This is a genomic window from Profundibacter sp. (assembly GCF_056498605.1).
This window is the reverse complement of sequence record NZ_JBSMEZ010000108.1, coordinates 1-15,820: the sequence shown is the minus strand read 5'-3', so window position 1 is coordinate 15,820 and position 15,820 is coordinate 1. Positions and strand designations below refer to the sequence as shown.

Sequence of the window (15,820 nt, the reverse complement as noted above, 5' to 3'; positions counted from 1 at the left end):
TCAAGTCTCCTTATGCTGCAGTGATTTTGCAAAGCGACGCTTTAGTCTCTTGCATTTGGGTGACGCTATCATAGCCGTAAGTCATGGCCGTGTTGGCAGATTCACCAAGCACGAAAGGCGCGGCACCTTCGGGGTATTTATCCCGCAGGTCTTTGCCTTGGAAATGCCCACCAAAGTGGAATGGCAGGAAGGCAACGCCTTCTCCGACCCGCTCGGTGACCATGGCAGCAACCTTGATCTTGCTGCCTTCTGCGCCTTCAACCCAAACTTTCTGGCCATCGCGAATGCCGATATTATTGGCGTCGCGTGTGTTGATTTCAACAAACATTTCTTGTTGAAGCTCTGCCAACCAAGGGTTGGACCGGCTCTCGTCGCCGCCACCCTCGTATTCGACCAAACGACCAGAGGTCAGGATCATTGGGTAATCCTTGCTAAAGTCGTTCTTCTGGATAGATTCATACATGGTCGGCAAACGATAGGCCTGCTTGTCCGCATATGTCGGGTAATCCTTAACCAGATCACGACGGTTGGTATATAGCGGCTCGCGGTGAACCGGCACAGGATCAGGGAAGGTCCAGACCACGGCGCGTGCCTTGGCGTTGCCAAATGGCGCACATTCGTGGCTGATTGCCACCCGCTGGATACCACCTGATAGGTCGGTTTTCCAGTTGGTTTTATCGCCCGCACCGGCAGCAATGATCTCCTGCTCCTCGGCTGTCAGTTCGCCATCCCAGCCCAATTCCTTAAGCATCGCCATGGTGAATTCGGGATAACCATCCTGAATGTCTGACCCTTGCGAGTAGACACCTTCCGCTAGCAGATTAACCCCGTCACGTTCAACCCCGAAACGGGCGCGGAACGTTAGGCCACCTTTGGAAACCGGCATCGACATATCATAGAGATTTGGCGTGCCTGGGTGCTTCATATCTGCGGTGCCCCAGCACGGCCACGGCAGGCCGTAATATTCGCCATCACAGGGACCACCCACAGCTTGCAGCGTGGTTTTGTCAAAGGTGTGCTGGTTCGCCATATGCTTTTTGATCCGCTCGGGGCTTTGGCCGGTATAGCCGATTGTCCACATGCCACCGTTGTATTCGCGGGTGATGTCCTCGATGTTGGGCTGGTGTTCCCCATCCATCGAGATGTTGCGAAAGAACCGGTCAGCCCAGCCAAACTTGGTGGCAAACATCGACATGATCTCGTGGTCGGGTTTGCTTTCAAACACCGGCTCCATGACTTTATCACGCCATTGGAGTGACCGGTTGGAGGCGGTAACCGAGCCGCGCGTCTCGTATTGGGTCGAGGCTGGCAACAGGTAAACGCCATCGGTGCGATCATGCAAAACAGCCGAAACAGTCGGATACGGGTCAATCACGACCAGCATATCCAGCTTTTCCATCGCCGTTTTCATTTCCTTACCGCGGGTTTGTGAATTGGGCGCGGGGCCCCACAAAACCATGGCGCGCACATTGTCCGGCTGATCGATATTGTCTTTGTCTTCGAGAACACCATCAATCCAGCGCGATACCGGAATCCCCTTTAGGTTCATCAGCGATTTATCGGATCCGTCAGCCGCTTTAATACTGTCAAAGCGCCCTTTGAGCCAGTCGAGGTCTTCGCCCCAAACCCGTGCCCAATGTGCCCAAGCCCCACCGGACAAGCCGTAATAGCCAGGCAATGAGTGGCTGAGGATACACATATCCGTCGCACCCTGCACGTTGTCGTGGCCACGGAAGATGTTTGTGCCGCCGCCAGAAACACCCATGTTACCAAGGGCAAGTTGCAGAATGCAGTAAGCGCGGGTGTTGTTGTTGCCGGTGTGGTGCTGCGTGCCACCCATGCACCAGATCAAGGTGCCCGGACGGGTGTTGGCCAAGGTGCGCGCAACACGCTCCATCTGGCTGCCCGGAACACCTGTTACGCGCTCGACTTCTTCGGGGGTCCATTTTTTGACCTCGCTGCGGATTTCATCCATGCCGTAAACGCGGGTGCGGATGAAATCTTTGTCTTCCCATGCGTTTTCAAAGATATGCCACAAGAAGCCCCAGATCAGGGCCACGTCCGAACCGGGACGAATACGCACAAATTCATCCGCGTGTGCAGCGGTGCGCGTGAAGCGTGGGTCACAAACGATCAAAGGCGCGTTGTTTTGCTCTTTTGCTTTCATCAGGTGAAGCAGCGAAACAGGGTGCGCTTCGGCTGGGTTGCCCCCGATCACCAGCATCGCTTTGGAATTGTGGATGTCGTTATAGGAGTTGGTCATGGCGCCGTAGCCCCATGTGTTTGCCACACCGGCAACTGTGGTCGAGTGACAAATCCGGGCTTGGTGATCCACATTGTTGCTGCCCCAATAGGCGGCAAATTTGCGGAACAGGTAGGATTGTTCGTTGTTGAATTTGGCTGAGCCCAGCCAGTAAACCGAATCCGGCCCGCTTTCATCGCGGATTGCGCCCATCTGGTCGCCGATCTCGTCGATCGCCTGCTCCCAGCTGATGCGTTTCCATTCGCCGTTCTCTTTTTTCATCGGATATTTCAGGCGGCGCTCGCCGTGGGCAGCATCACGCGCTGATGCACCTTTGGCACAATGTGCCCCCAGATTGAACGGGCTGTCAAACCCCGGTTCCTGACCGACCCAGACACCATTGTCCACTTCGGCGATAACCGTACAGCCTACCGAACAGTTACAGCAAACGGATTTCACCGTATCAACCGCATCACTCATGGCCGCTTGGGCAGAGGCTTGCGTTACGGTTCCACCAATCGCGCTAACGGCCGCAAGGCCACCAATCGCAAGGCCGGAGCCGCGTAAAAAACTACGTCTATCAACCGATTTCTCGGCCATATCTGACAAGAGGCTTGTCCGCTGGGGGCGTCTCGCAACCCCGTTGGTTTTTTTCCTCAGCATATTATTCTCCCTGAATTTGGGTGTTTAGACTTCCATGTCCAGCCGTCGGGCGTCACGCAACCATTGGCCTTGTTTGAAAACCGGCTTAAAACTTGGTGCTTTCCAGATAGGCGCGCGTATGCGCTGTATCCTGAACGCCGCTATCGCCCTGCTTTGCCGCAGTGCCGGCATTTGCTGCCGTAGTGCTGAACGCCGTTGCAGCCACAGCTGTAGGTGCGCTTATAGCCGCAAGTTTAAGAAAGCTTCGGCGGCTTGGTGTTTTGCCGTCATTATCATCTTTCATGACCTCTTCCTCCCTTTTGTATGCCCAAATCAGTGGGCCAGTTTGCGTGGTTAACCCACATTCATTCGAAACGCTTCGCGCTCGATTTCGATAAACGCTTTTCCGGCAGCCCCGACGGACGCATAGAAAACCGAATTTTTTGCCGCCGCCAGATCATCAAAGAAATGCGGCGCCCAAGATCCGATATGTTTGTTGAAAAATGCGGCCTGTTTGTCCAAAGGCACGACATCGCCAAACCGACCAAGAATCATTCCGGCCATCATTTCCAGAAGACTGGCGATGTTATCCTCAGGCTCGAACACATTGGCCGCACGCGTAATCCTGAGACCCGCCATATCCTTGCGCAATTGTGCCAGCGGTTTTTCATTCAAAAATCCAGTCAGGTAAAAACTGGTGTAAGGCAGCAATTCACCGCGCCCCAGTCCAATAAACAGCGCGGTGAATTCGCTTTCAACTGCGGCAGGTTTGCTAACCTTGGCGATGCGCGCCATAGCGTTGATCGCCTCGCCCAATTCGCTGCTATCGCCCGAAAGGCCGCGCGTTTGTTTCAGCACATCAACACTGGGGGGGCGTGATAAAAGCAGGCCCAGAAAGTCATACATCTGGGCGCGCAGTTGGTCTTCTTCGCCAATTTGGTGGTTTGGACTTGGTGCCGTCATTGTTCATTCATTCCATTATTAGCCAGTGTTGCTACATCCATGTCAGTAAACCGGAATTTCATTTTCCGCCGGATCGCCATAGGCGGTGTATCTTCCGGTGTGGTCGCAATATCTTCAATCTCGACTTCCCTTCCATGCTGCTCGGGATATTCAACCAGCGCCACGTCATCCGGCATCTCTTGTTCAGGATCGACCTTTGGCGGCGCGATCACCTCGGCCTCGTCTTCCTGATCCACCAACATGCCTTTGCCGACCCTGTAGATGGTTTTCACAACGCTACCCATCTTGGCCTCGGCTGCAAAATCTTCGCCGTAATCCACCAAATTATCGATATTCGCCAAAGTGGGGTTGCTCAGCCATAATTTGCGCAGCGCCCTGTTGCGCAGCGCGGCAGGCACGGTTTCTTTCATAAAGGCTGTGAAATCATCACCGGCTTGCATGTCGTCAGGTTGCGGCAGGTCCAACTCCGCCAGCATTTCGGCCTCGGTTTTTTCAGCCAGCGCCGCGTGACCGGTCGCAACTTCGGCCTGATGCTCGGCCTGCTTAAGGGCCGCGTCTTCCGCCTGAACGGCGGCACGCCGCCGCGACCAGGCCCCAAGGCGGGATGTTTGTGTGCCGCTCAATGCATCATCCCCGTTTTGTCGCCGGGGGAACGATAGACATCCGTTACTTGTGAAATCCGCGCGTCCCCAATCCCGTCTTCCGACAAATCCACGCGCCGCTTGTCGCGCTTGCGTTTGATGAATTTCTCTTCAACGTGGTGCTGGTCAATAAAACGCTGGATGATCGCCTTTAGCCCCTCGGGCATCGGCACCAGTTCAACCAGCTCTTCGCCGCTATCCGCGTAATCCTGCGCGTCATAGGGCGAGGCCGTGGCCAAAACCACTTCCAGTTCGAATTCGGCATTCGCGTCCACCGTGTTGCGCATCACCACGTAGATCGACGGGATGCGGGTGGCCAGTTCTGTCATGTAGGCCTCGGTGTCGGTGCGCCACAATTCAAGCGCAACGGTGGCCGCGTGGTATTCCACTGCATCCCCCTCGCGGCGCAACTCGCGCCAGCTTTCCTGCGCGGCCCCCGGCAATACGGCAACGGCCTTCCAGCTCCATTTTGCCCAACGCGTCACGCCAGGCGTTTTTCGCAAAACGATCCCGAGTGGCAGCGATAGGCATCTTTGCTTCATTGTGAGCATTCCAGAGGCGAATTGTTTCGGTTGCGCGAACCCAGTCAAAATGACAAAGCGCGAGCTTTTCGTAAAGAAGCATGACCGATACTTTTTTAATTACCAAGAACCTTCTGATAAAAAGCGGGCAATCGGCGAAATTCTGGACATTTCGACCCCGATCAACCCGCGTGAGAACCCTACGGGGACAAATTGACTAAACCAGCTCTTTCTAAGCGTTTTTGTCGGAAATTCGGTTTGGAACCGAACGCACATCGTCGAATCAAATCTGGTTCCAATTGGGGTTTACCTATGGATAAATAGCAGAATAAGTGGATCAGGGAATCAATGCAATTTGCGCTAGAAAACCGCAAAAAATGGGAGAGTGCCGTTGCCTAAGACGTTGATATTATGTGATTGCTTGGGATCACAAAGCGTTGACAAAAATACGCTATTATCCGCGAGTGGGTTGAAGTGCTCTCGTGTTTTCACCTCGCTTTGCACCAACCAAATCAATGAAGCGGCCACTTTGATGCAAAATGGCGAAGCGGTGATCGCCTGCCGGCAGGAACTGGCAATATTCGAGGAACTGGCCGAGGAAATCGGCGCCGAAATGCCCGAATTTGTCGACATTCGCGACAGGGCTGGCTGGTCCGAAACCGGCACAGAATCCGGCCCGAAAATGGCGGCTCTTGTGCGGGATGCACTGCTTGAAAAACCCGCCAGCAAGAGCCTCGACATCTATTCGGGTGGGCAGTGTTTGATCCTTGGCGATGCCGAAAGCACCTTCGCCTCCGCCGCGCAGCTTTGTGAAATTCTTAACGTCACTGTGCTGGCGCAATCCCCGACAGAGGTGCCGCAAAATGCCGGTTTCGATGTGATCGTCGGCGATCTAAAATCCGTTACCGGAACACTGGGGCGCTTTGACGTGCGGATTGACGCCCTGCAACTGGGCATACCTGGCGGGCGGGGCGATATGAAGTTCGGCACCCCCAAAAACGGCGGCCAATCCGAATGCGATCTGATCCTTGATCTGACAGGCGGCACGCCGCTGTTTGCGGCCCCCAACAAGCGTGATGGCTATTTGCGGGCCGACCCCAAAATGCCCAGCCAGATTGCACAGGCTGTCCTAGATGCCTCGCAGTTGGTTGGTGAATTCGAAAAGCCGTTTTATATCAGGCTGGAAGAGCACATTTGCGCCCATTCTCGCGCGCAGATTACCGGCTGTTCAAATTGTATCAATGCCTGTTCAACGGGGGCGATCTCGCCTGACGGGGATCATGTCAAAATTGATCCTTCCGTCTGTGCGGGCTGTGGTGCCTGTGCTGCACTCTGCCCGTCGGGGGCAATTACATTCGATGCGCCGCCAGCGTCGTTTTTGTTCCAACGCATCAAAACTCTGGCTGAAACCTTTATCAAAGCGGGTGGGGCCAGCCCGCGTTTGCTGGTCTGTGATGGTGAATTCGGCAGCGAAATGATCGCGCTGGCCGCGCGGTTCGGGCGCGGTCTGCCGCATGATGTCATCCCGTTAGAGGTCAGTAGCCTGAACAGCTTTGGTCACGCCGAAATGCTGGCCGCTTTGGGATCGGGTTTTGTGGCTGTTGACGTTCTGCTCTCGCCAAAAACCGAACGCGACGCCCTGTTCAGTGAAATCGAACTAGCCTTGGCAATCAGCAACAATGCCCCGTTGCGATTGCTGGATATCTCCGATCCCGATGCGCTGTCAGATGCATTATATCAGGAAGCAAAGCCAACGAATGAAATCAGCCCGATCCTGCCCATTGGCAACCGTCGCCAGATTACTCGCCTTGCCGCAACCGCATTGAACGGCGAATCCGAAACACCCATCCCCTTGCCAACAGGTGCCCCCTATGGGAGCGTTGTGGTGGATACTGATGCCTGCACCCTGTGCCTATCTTGCGTCTCGCTTTGCCCCAGTGGGGCGTTGCTTGATAATCCCGACTTGCCACAGCTGAAGTTTCAGGAAGATGCCTGTTTGCAATGCGGGATTTGCACCCGTGCCTGCCCTGAAAAAGCCATCACTTTGCAGTCGCAACTCAACCTTGCCGACAGCGCCCTTTCACAGCGCGTCCTGCACGAGGAAGAACCCTTTGCCTGCATATCCTGTGGGTCTTTGTTTGGGGTGAAATCGACCATCGACAAAATTATCGAGAAACTAGCGGGCAAGCATCCGATGTTCGCCACATCCGAATCCGGCCAGCTCATCCAGATGTGTGACAAATGCCGGATCGAGGCGCAGTATCATTCTGAAACCAGCCCCTTCCAATCCGCCCCACGCCCCAAAACCCGAACAACAGACGATTATCTAAAGCGGCGGGATCATTGATGGATAATCAAATCCGCCCCAAGGTCGGCGGGCTCTATCTGGTTCACAAAGGCAAGGATCGCCAAAAGGTCATCGTCCCGCAGATACAGCGGGTAAATCGAAGGTGGGCTGGTGGGGTCAAACGGCTCGGTTACATCATCAATCCGGGTGATCGCCGGATGCGGACGCCGTGTATAGAACGACGAAAACCGCTCGGCCCAATCGGGCATGCTGCGCAACAATGCAAACGAGGGGGTAGAGCCGATACCGTTCATTCGGTTCACCTCGCCAACCACATGGCATCGCCCACAATGTTTCAGGGACAGCGCCGCGCCAAGCGTGATATCCCCCTCGAAAAAGATGCGCTCCTCTTGCGCCTTGGCTGTTTCTACCAGCGTGAAAACCTGTTCGCCATCAATGGTGAACTGGGTGATGGTCCGCTTGCCAACGTCCGAGTCAAGCCAGTCAACAAACGCCTGAGCTTTCTCGCCACGCACGCCATCAGTGTCAGGTTGCACAAGGCTAAAGACCTGTCCGCCCCCTTGCATCAGCGGGCGACCGATCGACTCCGTGGAGAAAACAACCTGAGCATCGGTCGTAGTCTCAAGCACCTGAATTCTAATTCCGGTCTTCAACGAAAACCTTGGCAACAAGTGTTGCAAAAACCCGCTTTCGATCAGAAACCCAGCGCTACCAAGGTTGAAATCTTTCTCCTGTGCAGCGGCGGAATGCCCCCAACTGGCAAGCAGGGTCAGAAGTATAATTACATATCGAACCAAAGTGGTCATTCTCTCTTTATCACGCATCCCTAATCCTAGTAGGCTTGAAATCTGCCTGTCAATCGTCACAGCAAAGGACATTCCCACACCATGAACAACAACAGCCCCCATCGCGATGACGTCCTAGCGGTTTTGAAAAATGTGCCCTCCCTGTCGGGCGATGACATCATAAGTGCAGGCATCGTCAAAGCCCTGACCGTGGATGACGGTGCGGTGCGTTTCGTGCTGGAAATCCCCCCTGCTGATGCCGATAAAATGGAGCCAGTGCGCGCCGCCGCACAGACCGCGGTCGAGGCGCTGGACGGGATAAAAAGCGTGTCCGTGATGCTGACCGCCCACAGCACCCCCAGCGCGCCGCCGGATTTGAAACCCAGCCGCAAACCCGAACCGACGGGGCCGCAGAAAATCCCTGGGGTCGAGGCGATTATCGCTATTGCTTCGGGCAAGGGAGGGGTCGGAAAATCCACACTATCGGTCAATCTGGCTGTGGCTTTGGCGGCCGAAGGCAAGCGCGTTGGCTTGCTTGACGCAGATGTGTTTGGCCCTTCGCAACCAAGGATGCTGGGGGTTTCCGGACGCCCAGCATCACCGGACGGGAAGACCATATTACCTCTGCGAAACCATGGTGTTACGATGATGTCAATCGGTCTGATGACCAACGAGGACGAAGCTGTTGTCTGGCGTGGTCCAATGTTGATCGGGGCGTTGCAGCAGATGCTCACTCAGGTGCAATGGGGCGCGCTGGATGTGCTGATCGTTGATTTGCCACCGGGCACGGGAGATGTGCAAATGACGCTGGCACAAAAGGCCGAAATTACCGGTGCCATTATCGTGTCCACACCGCAGGATGTGGCGCTGATTGATGCCCGCAAGGGGATTGATATGTTCAACAAACTGGGCACGCCGATCCTTGGGATGGTTGAAAACATGTCCTACCAGATATGCACCAATTGCGGCCATACCGAACACCCGTTTGGTCATGGCGGTGTCGCCGCCGAGGCCGCCAAAATGGGGGTGCCGTTATTGGCGGAATTGCCGTTGCATGTGGATATTCGGATTGCATCTGATAGCGGTGCGCCTATCGTGGTTTCCAAACCGGAGTCCCTCCAAGCCCAAGCCTTTCGCACCTTGGCACAAAACCTGATCAAGGATGGCATCATATGATCGAAGATCTATTCGAGAAACAGGAGCCTGCCTCTTTTCCACCGTTGTTTACCGGCGAAGCCGTGACCGGCACGACCGATCCGTTTGACAAAGCCTGCACGCAGGCGCTGATTGGCTGCGACGCTGGGCTGCTGGTGCATAATGTGACGCCGGACCAGCTGCGCGCGGCGATTGTGTTTGCCCCTGAAACATCACTGGAAAACGCGATGTCCGCTTTTGTCGCTTGCGGGGTCGGGTTTCAAAATGCGCTCGGTGCATTGGCCCCACCAGAGGTTGCGGTGCATTTGAGCTGGCAGGGGCAGATATACATCAATGGCGGGCTGGCTGGCCGGCTGCGCGTGGCGGCGTCCGATACCGCGCCCGATACGGTGCCCGATTGGCTTGTGGTCGGTCTGGAGATTGACCTGCTGCCTCCCGAAGATATTGAAACCGGCGAGACCCCCAATCAGACGTCATTGGTAATGGAAGGCTGCGGCGACGTTTCCCCGATCAAAATACTGGAAAGCTGGTCGCGTTACACGCTGGTCTGGATCAACGAAGTCGAAACGGACGGCATCCGGCCCTTACACGAATTGTGGCGCGGTCTGCTCAAGGATATCGGCAACGACATTCCCCTAGCCTTGGATCAAGAAACCCTGAGCGGAACCTTTTTGGGGGTCGATGAAAATTTTGGCATGTTACTGCGAACCGGAAACGAAACCCGCCTGCTGTCCCTGACGAAATGCCTAGAGACCGGAGAAACCTGATGATCCTTGCCCGCGCCATTCACTTTGACGAAAGCGATACAAAAGTGTTCCACAATCCGGCACGCACCGGTGAGTGGGCCATTTCAGGCGGCTTTGAGTTTTCAAATTGGGGCCAAGGGGATTTGAGCGGCAAAGCCCGTCAGGCATTCGCCAATGGCTGGTTGGGGCTGGAAACCTTCGGGCGTGTCACCTTTGTTGCGACCACTCGGATCGAGCCCGCAGAATACGACATTCTGACCCATAGGCTGGCGCAGCATTTCGTTGATATTTACGGCGCGCCGTCTGTTCAGGATGCTATGCCTGTTGCGCTGGACGAATTGCAACACATGGCCGAGCTATGTGACGGCCATGACGCCAATACCCTGTTAACGGTTGCGCGAGAGTTGACTGACGGGGGCATTTCCGAAGCCTTTCGTGTGATCGAAAGCCCGGATGCCGATCTTGAGATATTGGCGGTTCATGGTGATTGGGAATAGATCCTGATCCTAGTTTTCTGTAGCATTGAACGTAAACAACTGCTCGCCATTGATCTTGTATGTCGAAATCATTTCGGCGGCTTTCGGCCCCGTTAGCCATGCTTCCAGTGCCATCGCCAGATCATTTTTGACGTGCGCATGCAGCTCGGGGTTAACCGGAATGAAGGCGTATTGATTGAACAGCACCGGATCACCGGCGTATAGCAGCGCCAGATCGCCCTTGTTGCCAAAGTTCAGCCAACTGGCCCGATCCGACAAAACATAAGCATTCATGCCACTGGCTACATTCAACGTCGCCCCCATGCCTGCACCGGCAGCTTTATACCAAGGGGCGTTCAACATATCAGGAGTCACGCCTGCCGCGGCCCATAGGGCCAGCTCTTTTTTGTGGGTGCCACTATCGTCACCGCGGCTGGCAAAGGGGGCTTTTGCGGCTTTGATTTTCGTCAACACCGCGACCGCACTGGCCGCACCTTTGATATGGGCCGGATCATCAGAAGGGCCGATGAAAACAAAATCATTATACATGATTTCACGCCGATGCGTGCCGTAACCGGTCATTAGAAAGGCATCCTCGGCCTTGCGGGAATGCACCAGAATGGCATCGACATCCCCCGCCTGACCCAACCGCAGCGCTTGCCCAGTGCCAACCACGATCAGTTGCACATCCAGGTCAATGTCGGCCTTGATCTGCGGCAGCAAGATTTCAGACAGTCCCGAATTGTAAAATGATGTGGTGACCGCGACTTTGATTTCTGCGGCATTCAGCCCACCTGAAAATACGAAGGCTGCAATGGTTGCTATCAGTATTTTTATGCTGAGTCTCATTCAACAATATCTCCCTTGATAAAGGCTTTGGCTTTTGAGGTTGATGGCGCATCGAAGAATGATTGCGCATCGGATTTTTCATGCACCTTGCCGTCGTAAATAAACACGACTTCTGTGGCCAGACGGCGCGCCTGACCCATGTCGTGCGTTGCCATCACAATGCGCGTCCCAGCACGTTGCGAGCCTTTCAGAATATCCTCGATCTCGCGGGTGGCCCGTCCGTCTAGATTGGCGCATGGCTCATCCAGAAACAGGATTTCAGGCTGATAAATCAGCGCCCGGGCCAATGCCAGTTTCTGCTTCTCACCCCCCGACAGCATCGGTGCCCAGCTTCGCAGAACATGGCCCAGTCCAACACGCCTCGCCCATTCAATCGCCATGCCGCGTGCCTTTTCCTTGTCTACCCCGTGCAGGATCAGCGGGAACATGATGCTATCAACCACGCGGCGCCGCATCATGATCGGGGATTGAAAGACATAGGCCTGTTTCTTGCGCGCCGTCACGTCATCCACCGCCCAGTTCACCGATCCGGAAGACAGGCGTTGTAAGCCGTGCATCAGCCGCAGCAGGGTGGTTTTCCCTGCCCCGTTCGGCCCCATGACAATGGTAAATCCACTTTTGCCTATTGTCAGATCAACCGGTCCAAGCAAGCGCTTTTTCCGAACCCGCGCAGTGGCGTTTTTTAGGGTCAGGGGCAGCATCGAGCCTGCGTTCAATTTTGTTACCATCGGCTTGTCCGTTCGGTTTTTGACAGGGTGTGGATCAACAGGTTTATCGCAACAGCCAAGACGATCAAAATCATTCCAAGCCCCATCGCAAAGGCAAAATTGCCCTTGCCGGTTTCCAGTGCAATTGAGGTGGTCAGAACGCGGGTGGAATGGTCAATGTTGCCCCCCACAATCATAATCGCTCCAACTTCGCCAATTGCGCGGCCAAACCCGGCCAGTACTGCCGTTAACAAAGCACGCCTGCCGTCCCACAACAGGGCCTTCATCCGCTGGGCCTTGGTTGCGTGCAAAGATATCAGAAGATCGTGGTATTCGGCCCATAAATCCCGAATGGCCTGATGTGCGATTGATGCAATCAGCGGTGTAATGATCAACACCTGCGCGATGATCATCGCCGTTGGGGTGAACAACAGACCCAACACCCCGAACGGGCCCGAGCGTGATAACATCAGATACACGAACAACCCGACCACGACCGGCGGCAACCCCATTAGCGCGTTTAGCACCGATATCGTAGCGCGACGAAACCTGAACCGGTTCACAACCAGCCATGCCCCTAACGGCAAGCCTATTAGCGAGGCAATGACCACGGCACTAAGCGTTACCTTCAAGGACAGGAAAACAATTTCCAACATATCTGGATCAAGGGTAAGGATAAGCCCGAACGCCTCCCTAATTCCGGAGAAGATACCGTCCATCGGACTAATACCCCAATCCTGAGGTGGGGATAAGCCGAACTTGGTCACCCTTTTGTATCTGCCCAGTCTTTTTCACGGTGTTCTCCGGTTATACTCCCTTGACACTTCGGTATCCCAAGCAAATTGGCATGTAAATTATGGTTGTGAAAATCACCGTGTTTCCATCCATTTCAGGATATAATGACCTCGATAAAGCTCCCTTTGCGGAAAATTCGGTAATGTTGTCCAACTCTGAAACCGCTGACAGGCATTATCACATTAATCATTTTTCCAAATACCGTCTGTAACCGATACTGCATGTAGACGTTCTGCGGTTAGTATCAAGCAAGCCAATACGCAGGTGGTTCTTGTAACTTTGCATCGTACGCTACATATTTAATATAGGTTGAAAAGGCTCGTAACTCTGTATCAAAAACTGGATTGGAGACGAAATGATCCTGAAAATTATTATGAGTTTGGTTTTAGTCGCCGATTTTGGAATGACCGCTCCAGCTTTGGCACAGGACGCGAACGAGGGCAATATTCTATACCAAAAGCACTGTTCTGATTGCCATGGGGCAACTGCTGACGGCAAAGGACCACTGGCCGATGCGATGATCATGAAGCCGAAAAACCTAAGCCGGCTTACCGCAGAAAATAACGGCATTTTCCCGGTGCTCAGAGTAGTGATGCGCATTGACGGGCGTGAGCCTTTGGTCAGCCACGGAAGCCCGATGCCGGTCTACGGGCAATATTTTGAGGGCGACGGCGCGACGCTGAAAACCGCTGCTGGACAACCTATCTTGACGAGTCGCCCGATTGCCGATCTGGTGGCCTATTTACAGGGAATACAACAATGATACGTGTATGGATGGGGTTTGGATTGGCGACAGTTCTGGGGGCGTGCGCTCCGGTTTCTATGCCAGAGGCCCCGGAAGGGGCGGCGTTGTTTGCCGAAAATTGTGCTGTTTGTCACGGGAAATCTGGGCGCGGTGACGGACCGTGGAGCGCTGGAATGAAACCGGCTCCGGCTGATCTAACCCGGTTGGCAGCGGTCAACAACGGGAACTTTCCCAAGGCACGCATCCTGTCCGTAATTGATGGCTATGATCGCACCGGATTGCCCGGGCAGGACATGCCGGAATTCGGAGTGCTGCTGCGGGGGGATACGGTGCCGATAGACGTGGGTGACGGTGTATTAACCCCGACGCCGCGACCTTTGGCGGCACTTTTGGCCTATTTGGAAAGCATTCAAAGCTAACCTCGAAACCGGGGGATTTCAGCTGCGCGGTCCTTAGTCCAATGTTCGCCGGAACCGAAGCAAGGCAAGCACCCCGAATCCGATGGTAAACAAAACCAGTGCGGCCATCGGCGTTCGCACAGCTTCAATGTCGGCCCCTTTCAACATCACCGCGCGAATTACCCGTAAAAAATGGGTGAGCGGCAGCAATTCTCCTAGAAGTTGCGCCCATTGCGGCATGCCGCGAAACGGGAACATAAAACCGGACAACAGCAAGGACGGCAGGAAATAAAAGAACGTCAGTTGCATGGCCTGCATCTGGGTGGTTGCAAAGGTCGAGAACGCATAGCCAAGCAGAACCAGCGCAAAGACGAAGATGAAAATGCCGCTGAGCAAAAGCAGCATCGAGCCAACGAACGGCACCCCGAACAGCAACTTGGCCGCCAATAGCACCACCACCACCTGAACCGAGCCGACAATCAGAAACGGGATCACTTTGCCCAGCATGATTTCAATAGGGCTGGCAGGCATTGCCAGTAGGTTTTCCATCGTGCCGCGTTCAATTTCGCGGGTCAGGGCCATTGAGGTCATCATCACCATAGTCATTTGTAGGATCACCCCCAGCAAGCCAGGCACGATGTTATATTGGGTGATGCCTTCGGGGTTATATCGTCGGTGCACCACCACTTCCAATTGACGCGCCGCCTGCTCTGCGGCCTTTACATCGGCCCCCAACTCGCGGGTCAGGGCTTGGGTTGCAACGGTGCCAAGGGTCGATATTGCGCCGGATGCCACCGCCGGATCGGTCGCGTCTGCCTCGATCAATATTTGTGGGCGATCCCCCTTTAACACCCGTCTGGTGAAATCGGAGGGAATGGTGACAACAAAGGAAACGGTGCCGTTTTCAATCAGTTTTTCCGCCTCTATCTGACTGTCGACCACATGGGTAAACCGGTAATAACCGGTGATTTCCAAGGCCGAAACCATGGCGCGGGTGAACCGGTCCTGACTGGCTGTCACCAGTGCAGCAGGCAATTCTTTGGGGTCGTTGTTGATCGCAAAGCCGAACAGGATTAGCTGCATCAACGGCACACCCAGCATCATTGCGAATGTGATCCGGTCGCGGCGCATCTGGATCAACTCCTTGATCAGCAATGCGCCCAGACGGGTGAAGGAAAACCAACCGCTCATGCCATATTGTCCTGTGATTGCGACATGAACTGGATGAACACATCCTCCAGACTGGTTTCGCCCTGATGCGAGGTCACATCCTGCCTCCTGACTGCCGCAGCAACGGATTTCTTGAGCGCCACCCCGTCCTGTCCGACAACATGCAGCGTATTGCCAAAGGGCGCGATCTGATCAACGCCGGGTTGACCCGCCAGCCTTTTGGCAACCCGTTCCACATCCCCGCCTTCAACAACCATCGTCGTCAGAGCGGCATTTTCGACAACATCGTGAACGGTGCCGCTGGCCAATAGTTTGCCGTAGGATATATAGTTAATCTTATGGCACCTCTCGGCCTCATCCATGTAGTGGGTCGAAACCAGAACTGTCACCCCGTCCGCCGCCAGTGCATGGATTTCGTCCCAGAATTCGCGCCGCGCTTTGGGATCAACACCGGCGGTGGGCTCATCCAGCAACAACAATTTGGGTTTGTGCATAATACAGGCCGCCAATGCCATCCGCTGTTTCCACCCGCCCGACAACCGCCCCGCCAACTGCCCCCGCCGCGCCGACAGCCCCAGATTTTCCAATGTATCACGCACGGCCTGTCGCGCCGGTTGCAACTGATATAGCCGCGCCACAAACATCAGGTTTTCCTCGATCGACATGTCCTCGTAAAA

The 15,820-nt window shown here is 54.8% G+C and carries 17 protein-coding genes; 6 read left to right on the top strand and 11 right to left on the bottom strand.

The features are described from left to right. Positions 1-10: 10 nt before the first annotated feature. The 5 genes from ACWB12_RS11305 to ACWB12_RS11285 form a co-directional block, all read right to left on the bottom strand. Positions 11-2,905, bottom strand: coding sequence for a formate dehydrogenase subunit alpha (locus ACWB12_RS11305; protein ID WP_479530188.1), 2,895 nt, complete (start codon positions 2,903-2,905; stop codon positions 11-13). 85 nt (positions 2,906-2,990) lie between these two features. Continuing rightward, complete coding sequence (locus ACWB12_RS11300; RefSeq protein WP_479530187.1) at positions 2,991-3,188, bottom strand: twin-arginine translocation pathway signal protein; 198 nt, start codon at positions 3,186-3,188, stop codon at positions 2,991-2,993. A 50-nt stretch (positions 3,189-3,238) separates the two neighbouring features. Next, on the bottom strand, positions 3,239-3,847 hold the full coding sequence (locus ACWB12_RS11295; protein ID WP_479530186.1) for a TorD/DmsD family molecular chaperone: 609 nt from the start codon (positions 3,845-3,847) through the stop codon (positions 3,239-3,241). Further along, a complete protein-coding gene (locus tag ACWB12_RS11290) occupies positions 3,844-4,470 on the bottom strand; it encodes a DUF3306 domain-containing protein (RefSeq protein WP_479530185.1) in 627 nt (208 codons plus the stop codon). Before ACWB12_RS11290 ends, ACWB12_RS11295 begins: the two co-directional genes overlap by 4 nt. Continuing rightward, positions 4,467-5,030 (bottom strand): DUF3305 domain-containing protein, encoded by a 564-nt coding sequence (locus ACWB12_RS11285; protein ID WP_479530184.1) that lies wholly within the window; start codon positions 5,028-5,030, stop codon positions 4,467-4,469. Before ACWB12_RS11285 ends, ACWB12_RS11290 begins: the two co-directional genes overlap by 4 nt. Before the next feature lie 370 nt (positions 5,031-5,400). Here ACWB12_RS11285 and ACWB12_RS11280 point away from each other — a divergent pair, with 370 nt between their 5' ends. After that, positions 5,401-7,356, top strand: a complete 1,956-nt coding sequence (locus ACWB12_RS11280; RefSeq protein WP_479530183.1) for a 4Fe-4S binding protein — start codon at positions 5,401-5,403, stop codon at positions 7,354-7,356. Here ACWB12_RS11280 and ACWB12_RS11275 read toward each other — a convergent pair. Next, entirely contained in the window at positions 7,350-8,141 is a 792-nt protein-coding gene (locus ACWB12_RS11275; RefSeq protein ID WP_479530182.1) for a hypothetical protein, read from the bottom strand. The two genes, ACWB12_RS11280 and ACWB12_RS11275, sit on opposite strands and share 7 nt — an antisense overlap. Positions 8,142-8,204: 63 nt before the next feature. On the opposite strand from ACWB12_RS11275, the gene ACWB12_RS11270 reads away from it, so the two are divergent. Genes ACWB12_RS11270 through ACWB12_RS11260 form a run of 3 tightly spaced genes read left to right on the top strand, consistent with a single transcriptional unit; the run spans position 8,205 to position 10,500 of the window. Beyond that, complete coding sequence (locus ACWB12_RS11270) at positions 8,205-9,278, top strand: Mrp/NBP35 family ATP-binding protein (protein WP_479530181.1); 1,074 nt, start codon at positions 8,205-8,207, stop codon at positions 9,276-9,278. Then, the gene (locus tag ACWB12_RS11265; protein WP_479530180.1) at positions 9,275-10,024 is read left to right on the top strand and encodes a biotin/lipoate--protein ligase family protein; all 750 of its coding nucleotides are present in this window, start codon (positions 9,275-9,277) and stop codon (positions 10,022-10,024) included. Before ACWB12_RS11270 ends, ACWB12_RS11265 begins: the two co-directional genes overlap by 4 nt. Then, on the top strand, positions 10,024-10,500 hold the full coding sequence (locus ACWB12_RS11260) for a DUF6505 family protein (RefSeq protein WP_479530179.1): 477 nt from the start codon (positions 10,024-10,026) through the stop codon (positions 10,498-10,500). Before ACWB12_RS11265 ends, ACWB12_RS11260 begins: the two co-directional genes overlap by 1 nt. A 9-nt stretch (positions 10,501-10,509) precedes the next feature. Here ACWB12_RS11260 and ACWB12_RS11255 read toward each other — a convergent pair whose 3' ends face one another. Genes ACWB12_RS11255 through ACWB12_RS11245 form a run of 3 tightly spaced genes read right to left on the bottom strand, consistent with a single transcriptional unit; the run spans position 10,510 to position 12,754 of the window. Further along, on the bottom strand, positions 10,510-11,328 hold the full coding sequence (locus tag ACWB12_RS11255; RefSeq protein ID WP_479530178.1) for an ABC transporter substrate-binding protein: 819 nt from the start codon (positions 11,326-11,328) through the stop codon (positions 10,510-10,512). Next, positions 11,325-12,056: an energy-coupling factor ABC transporter ATP-binding protein gene (locus tag ACWB12_RS11250; RefSeq protein WP_479530177.1), complete on the bottom strand. Its 732-nt coding sequence runs from the start codon at positions 12,054-12,056 to the stop codon at positions 11,325-11,327. The genes ACWB12_RS11255 and ACWB12_RS11250 overlap by 4 nt, the downstream gene beginning before the upstream one ends. Continuing rightward, positions 12,050-12,754, bottom strand: a complete 705-nt coding sequence (locus tag ACWB12_RS11245) for an ABC transporter permease (RefSeq protein ID WP_479530176.1) — start codon at positions 12,752-12,754, stop codon at positions 12,050-12,052. The genes ACWB12_RS11250 and ACWB12_RS11245 overlap by 7 nt, the downstream gene beginning before the upstream one ends. 431 nt (positions 12,755-13,185) lie before the next feature. Between ACWB12_RS11245 and ACWB12_RS11240 the strand changes: the two genes are divergently transcribed. Both ACWB12_RS11240 and ACWB12_RS11235 read left to right on the top strand, forming a co-directional pair. Continuing rightward, the gene (locus ACWB12_RS11240) at positions 13,186-13,593 is read left to right on the top strand and encodes a c-type cytochrome (RefSeq protein ID WP_479530175.1); all 408 of its coding nucleotides are present in this window, start codon (positions 13,186-13,188) and stop codon (positions 13,591-13,593) included. Next, entirely contained in the window at positions 13,590-13,994 is a 405-nt protein-coding gene (locus ACWB12_RS11235; RefSeq protein ID WP_479530174.1) for a c-type cytochrome, read from the top strand. The genes ACWB12_RS11240 and ACWB12_RS11235 overlap by 4 nt, the downstream gene beginning before the upstream one ends. Positions 13,995-14,027: 33 nt before the next feature. Here the strand turns inward: ACWB12_RS11235 and ACWB12_RS11230 are convergent, their stop codons facing one another. Beyond that, positions 14,028-15,164: an ABC transporter permease gene (locus tag ACWB12_RS11230; protein ID WP_479530173.1), complete on the bottom strand. Its 1,137-nt coding sequence runs from the start codon at positions 15,162-15,164 to the stop codon at positions 14,028-14,030. After that, positions 15,161-15,820: ABC transporter ATP-binding protein (locus ACWB12_RS11225; RefSeq protein ID WP_479530172.1), on the bottom strand; the 660-nt coding region annotated here is incomplete at its 5' end. The genes ACWB12_RS11225 and ACWB12_RS11230, both read right to left, overlap by 4 nt.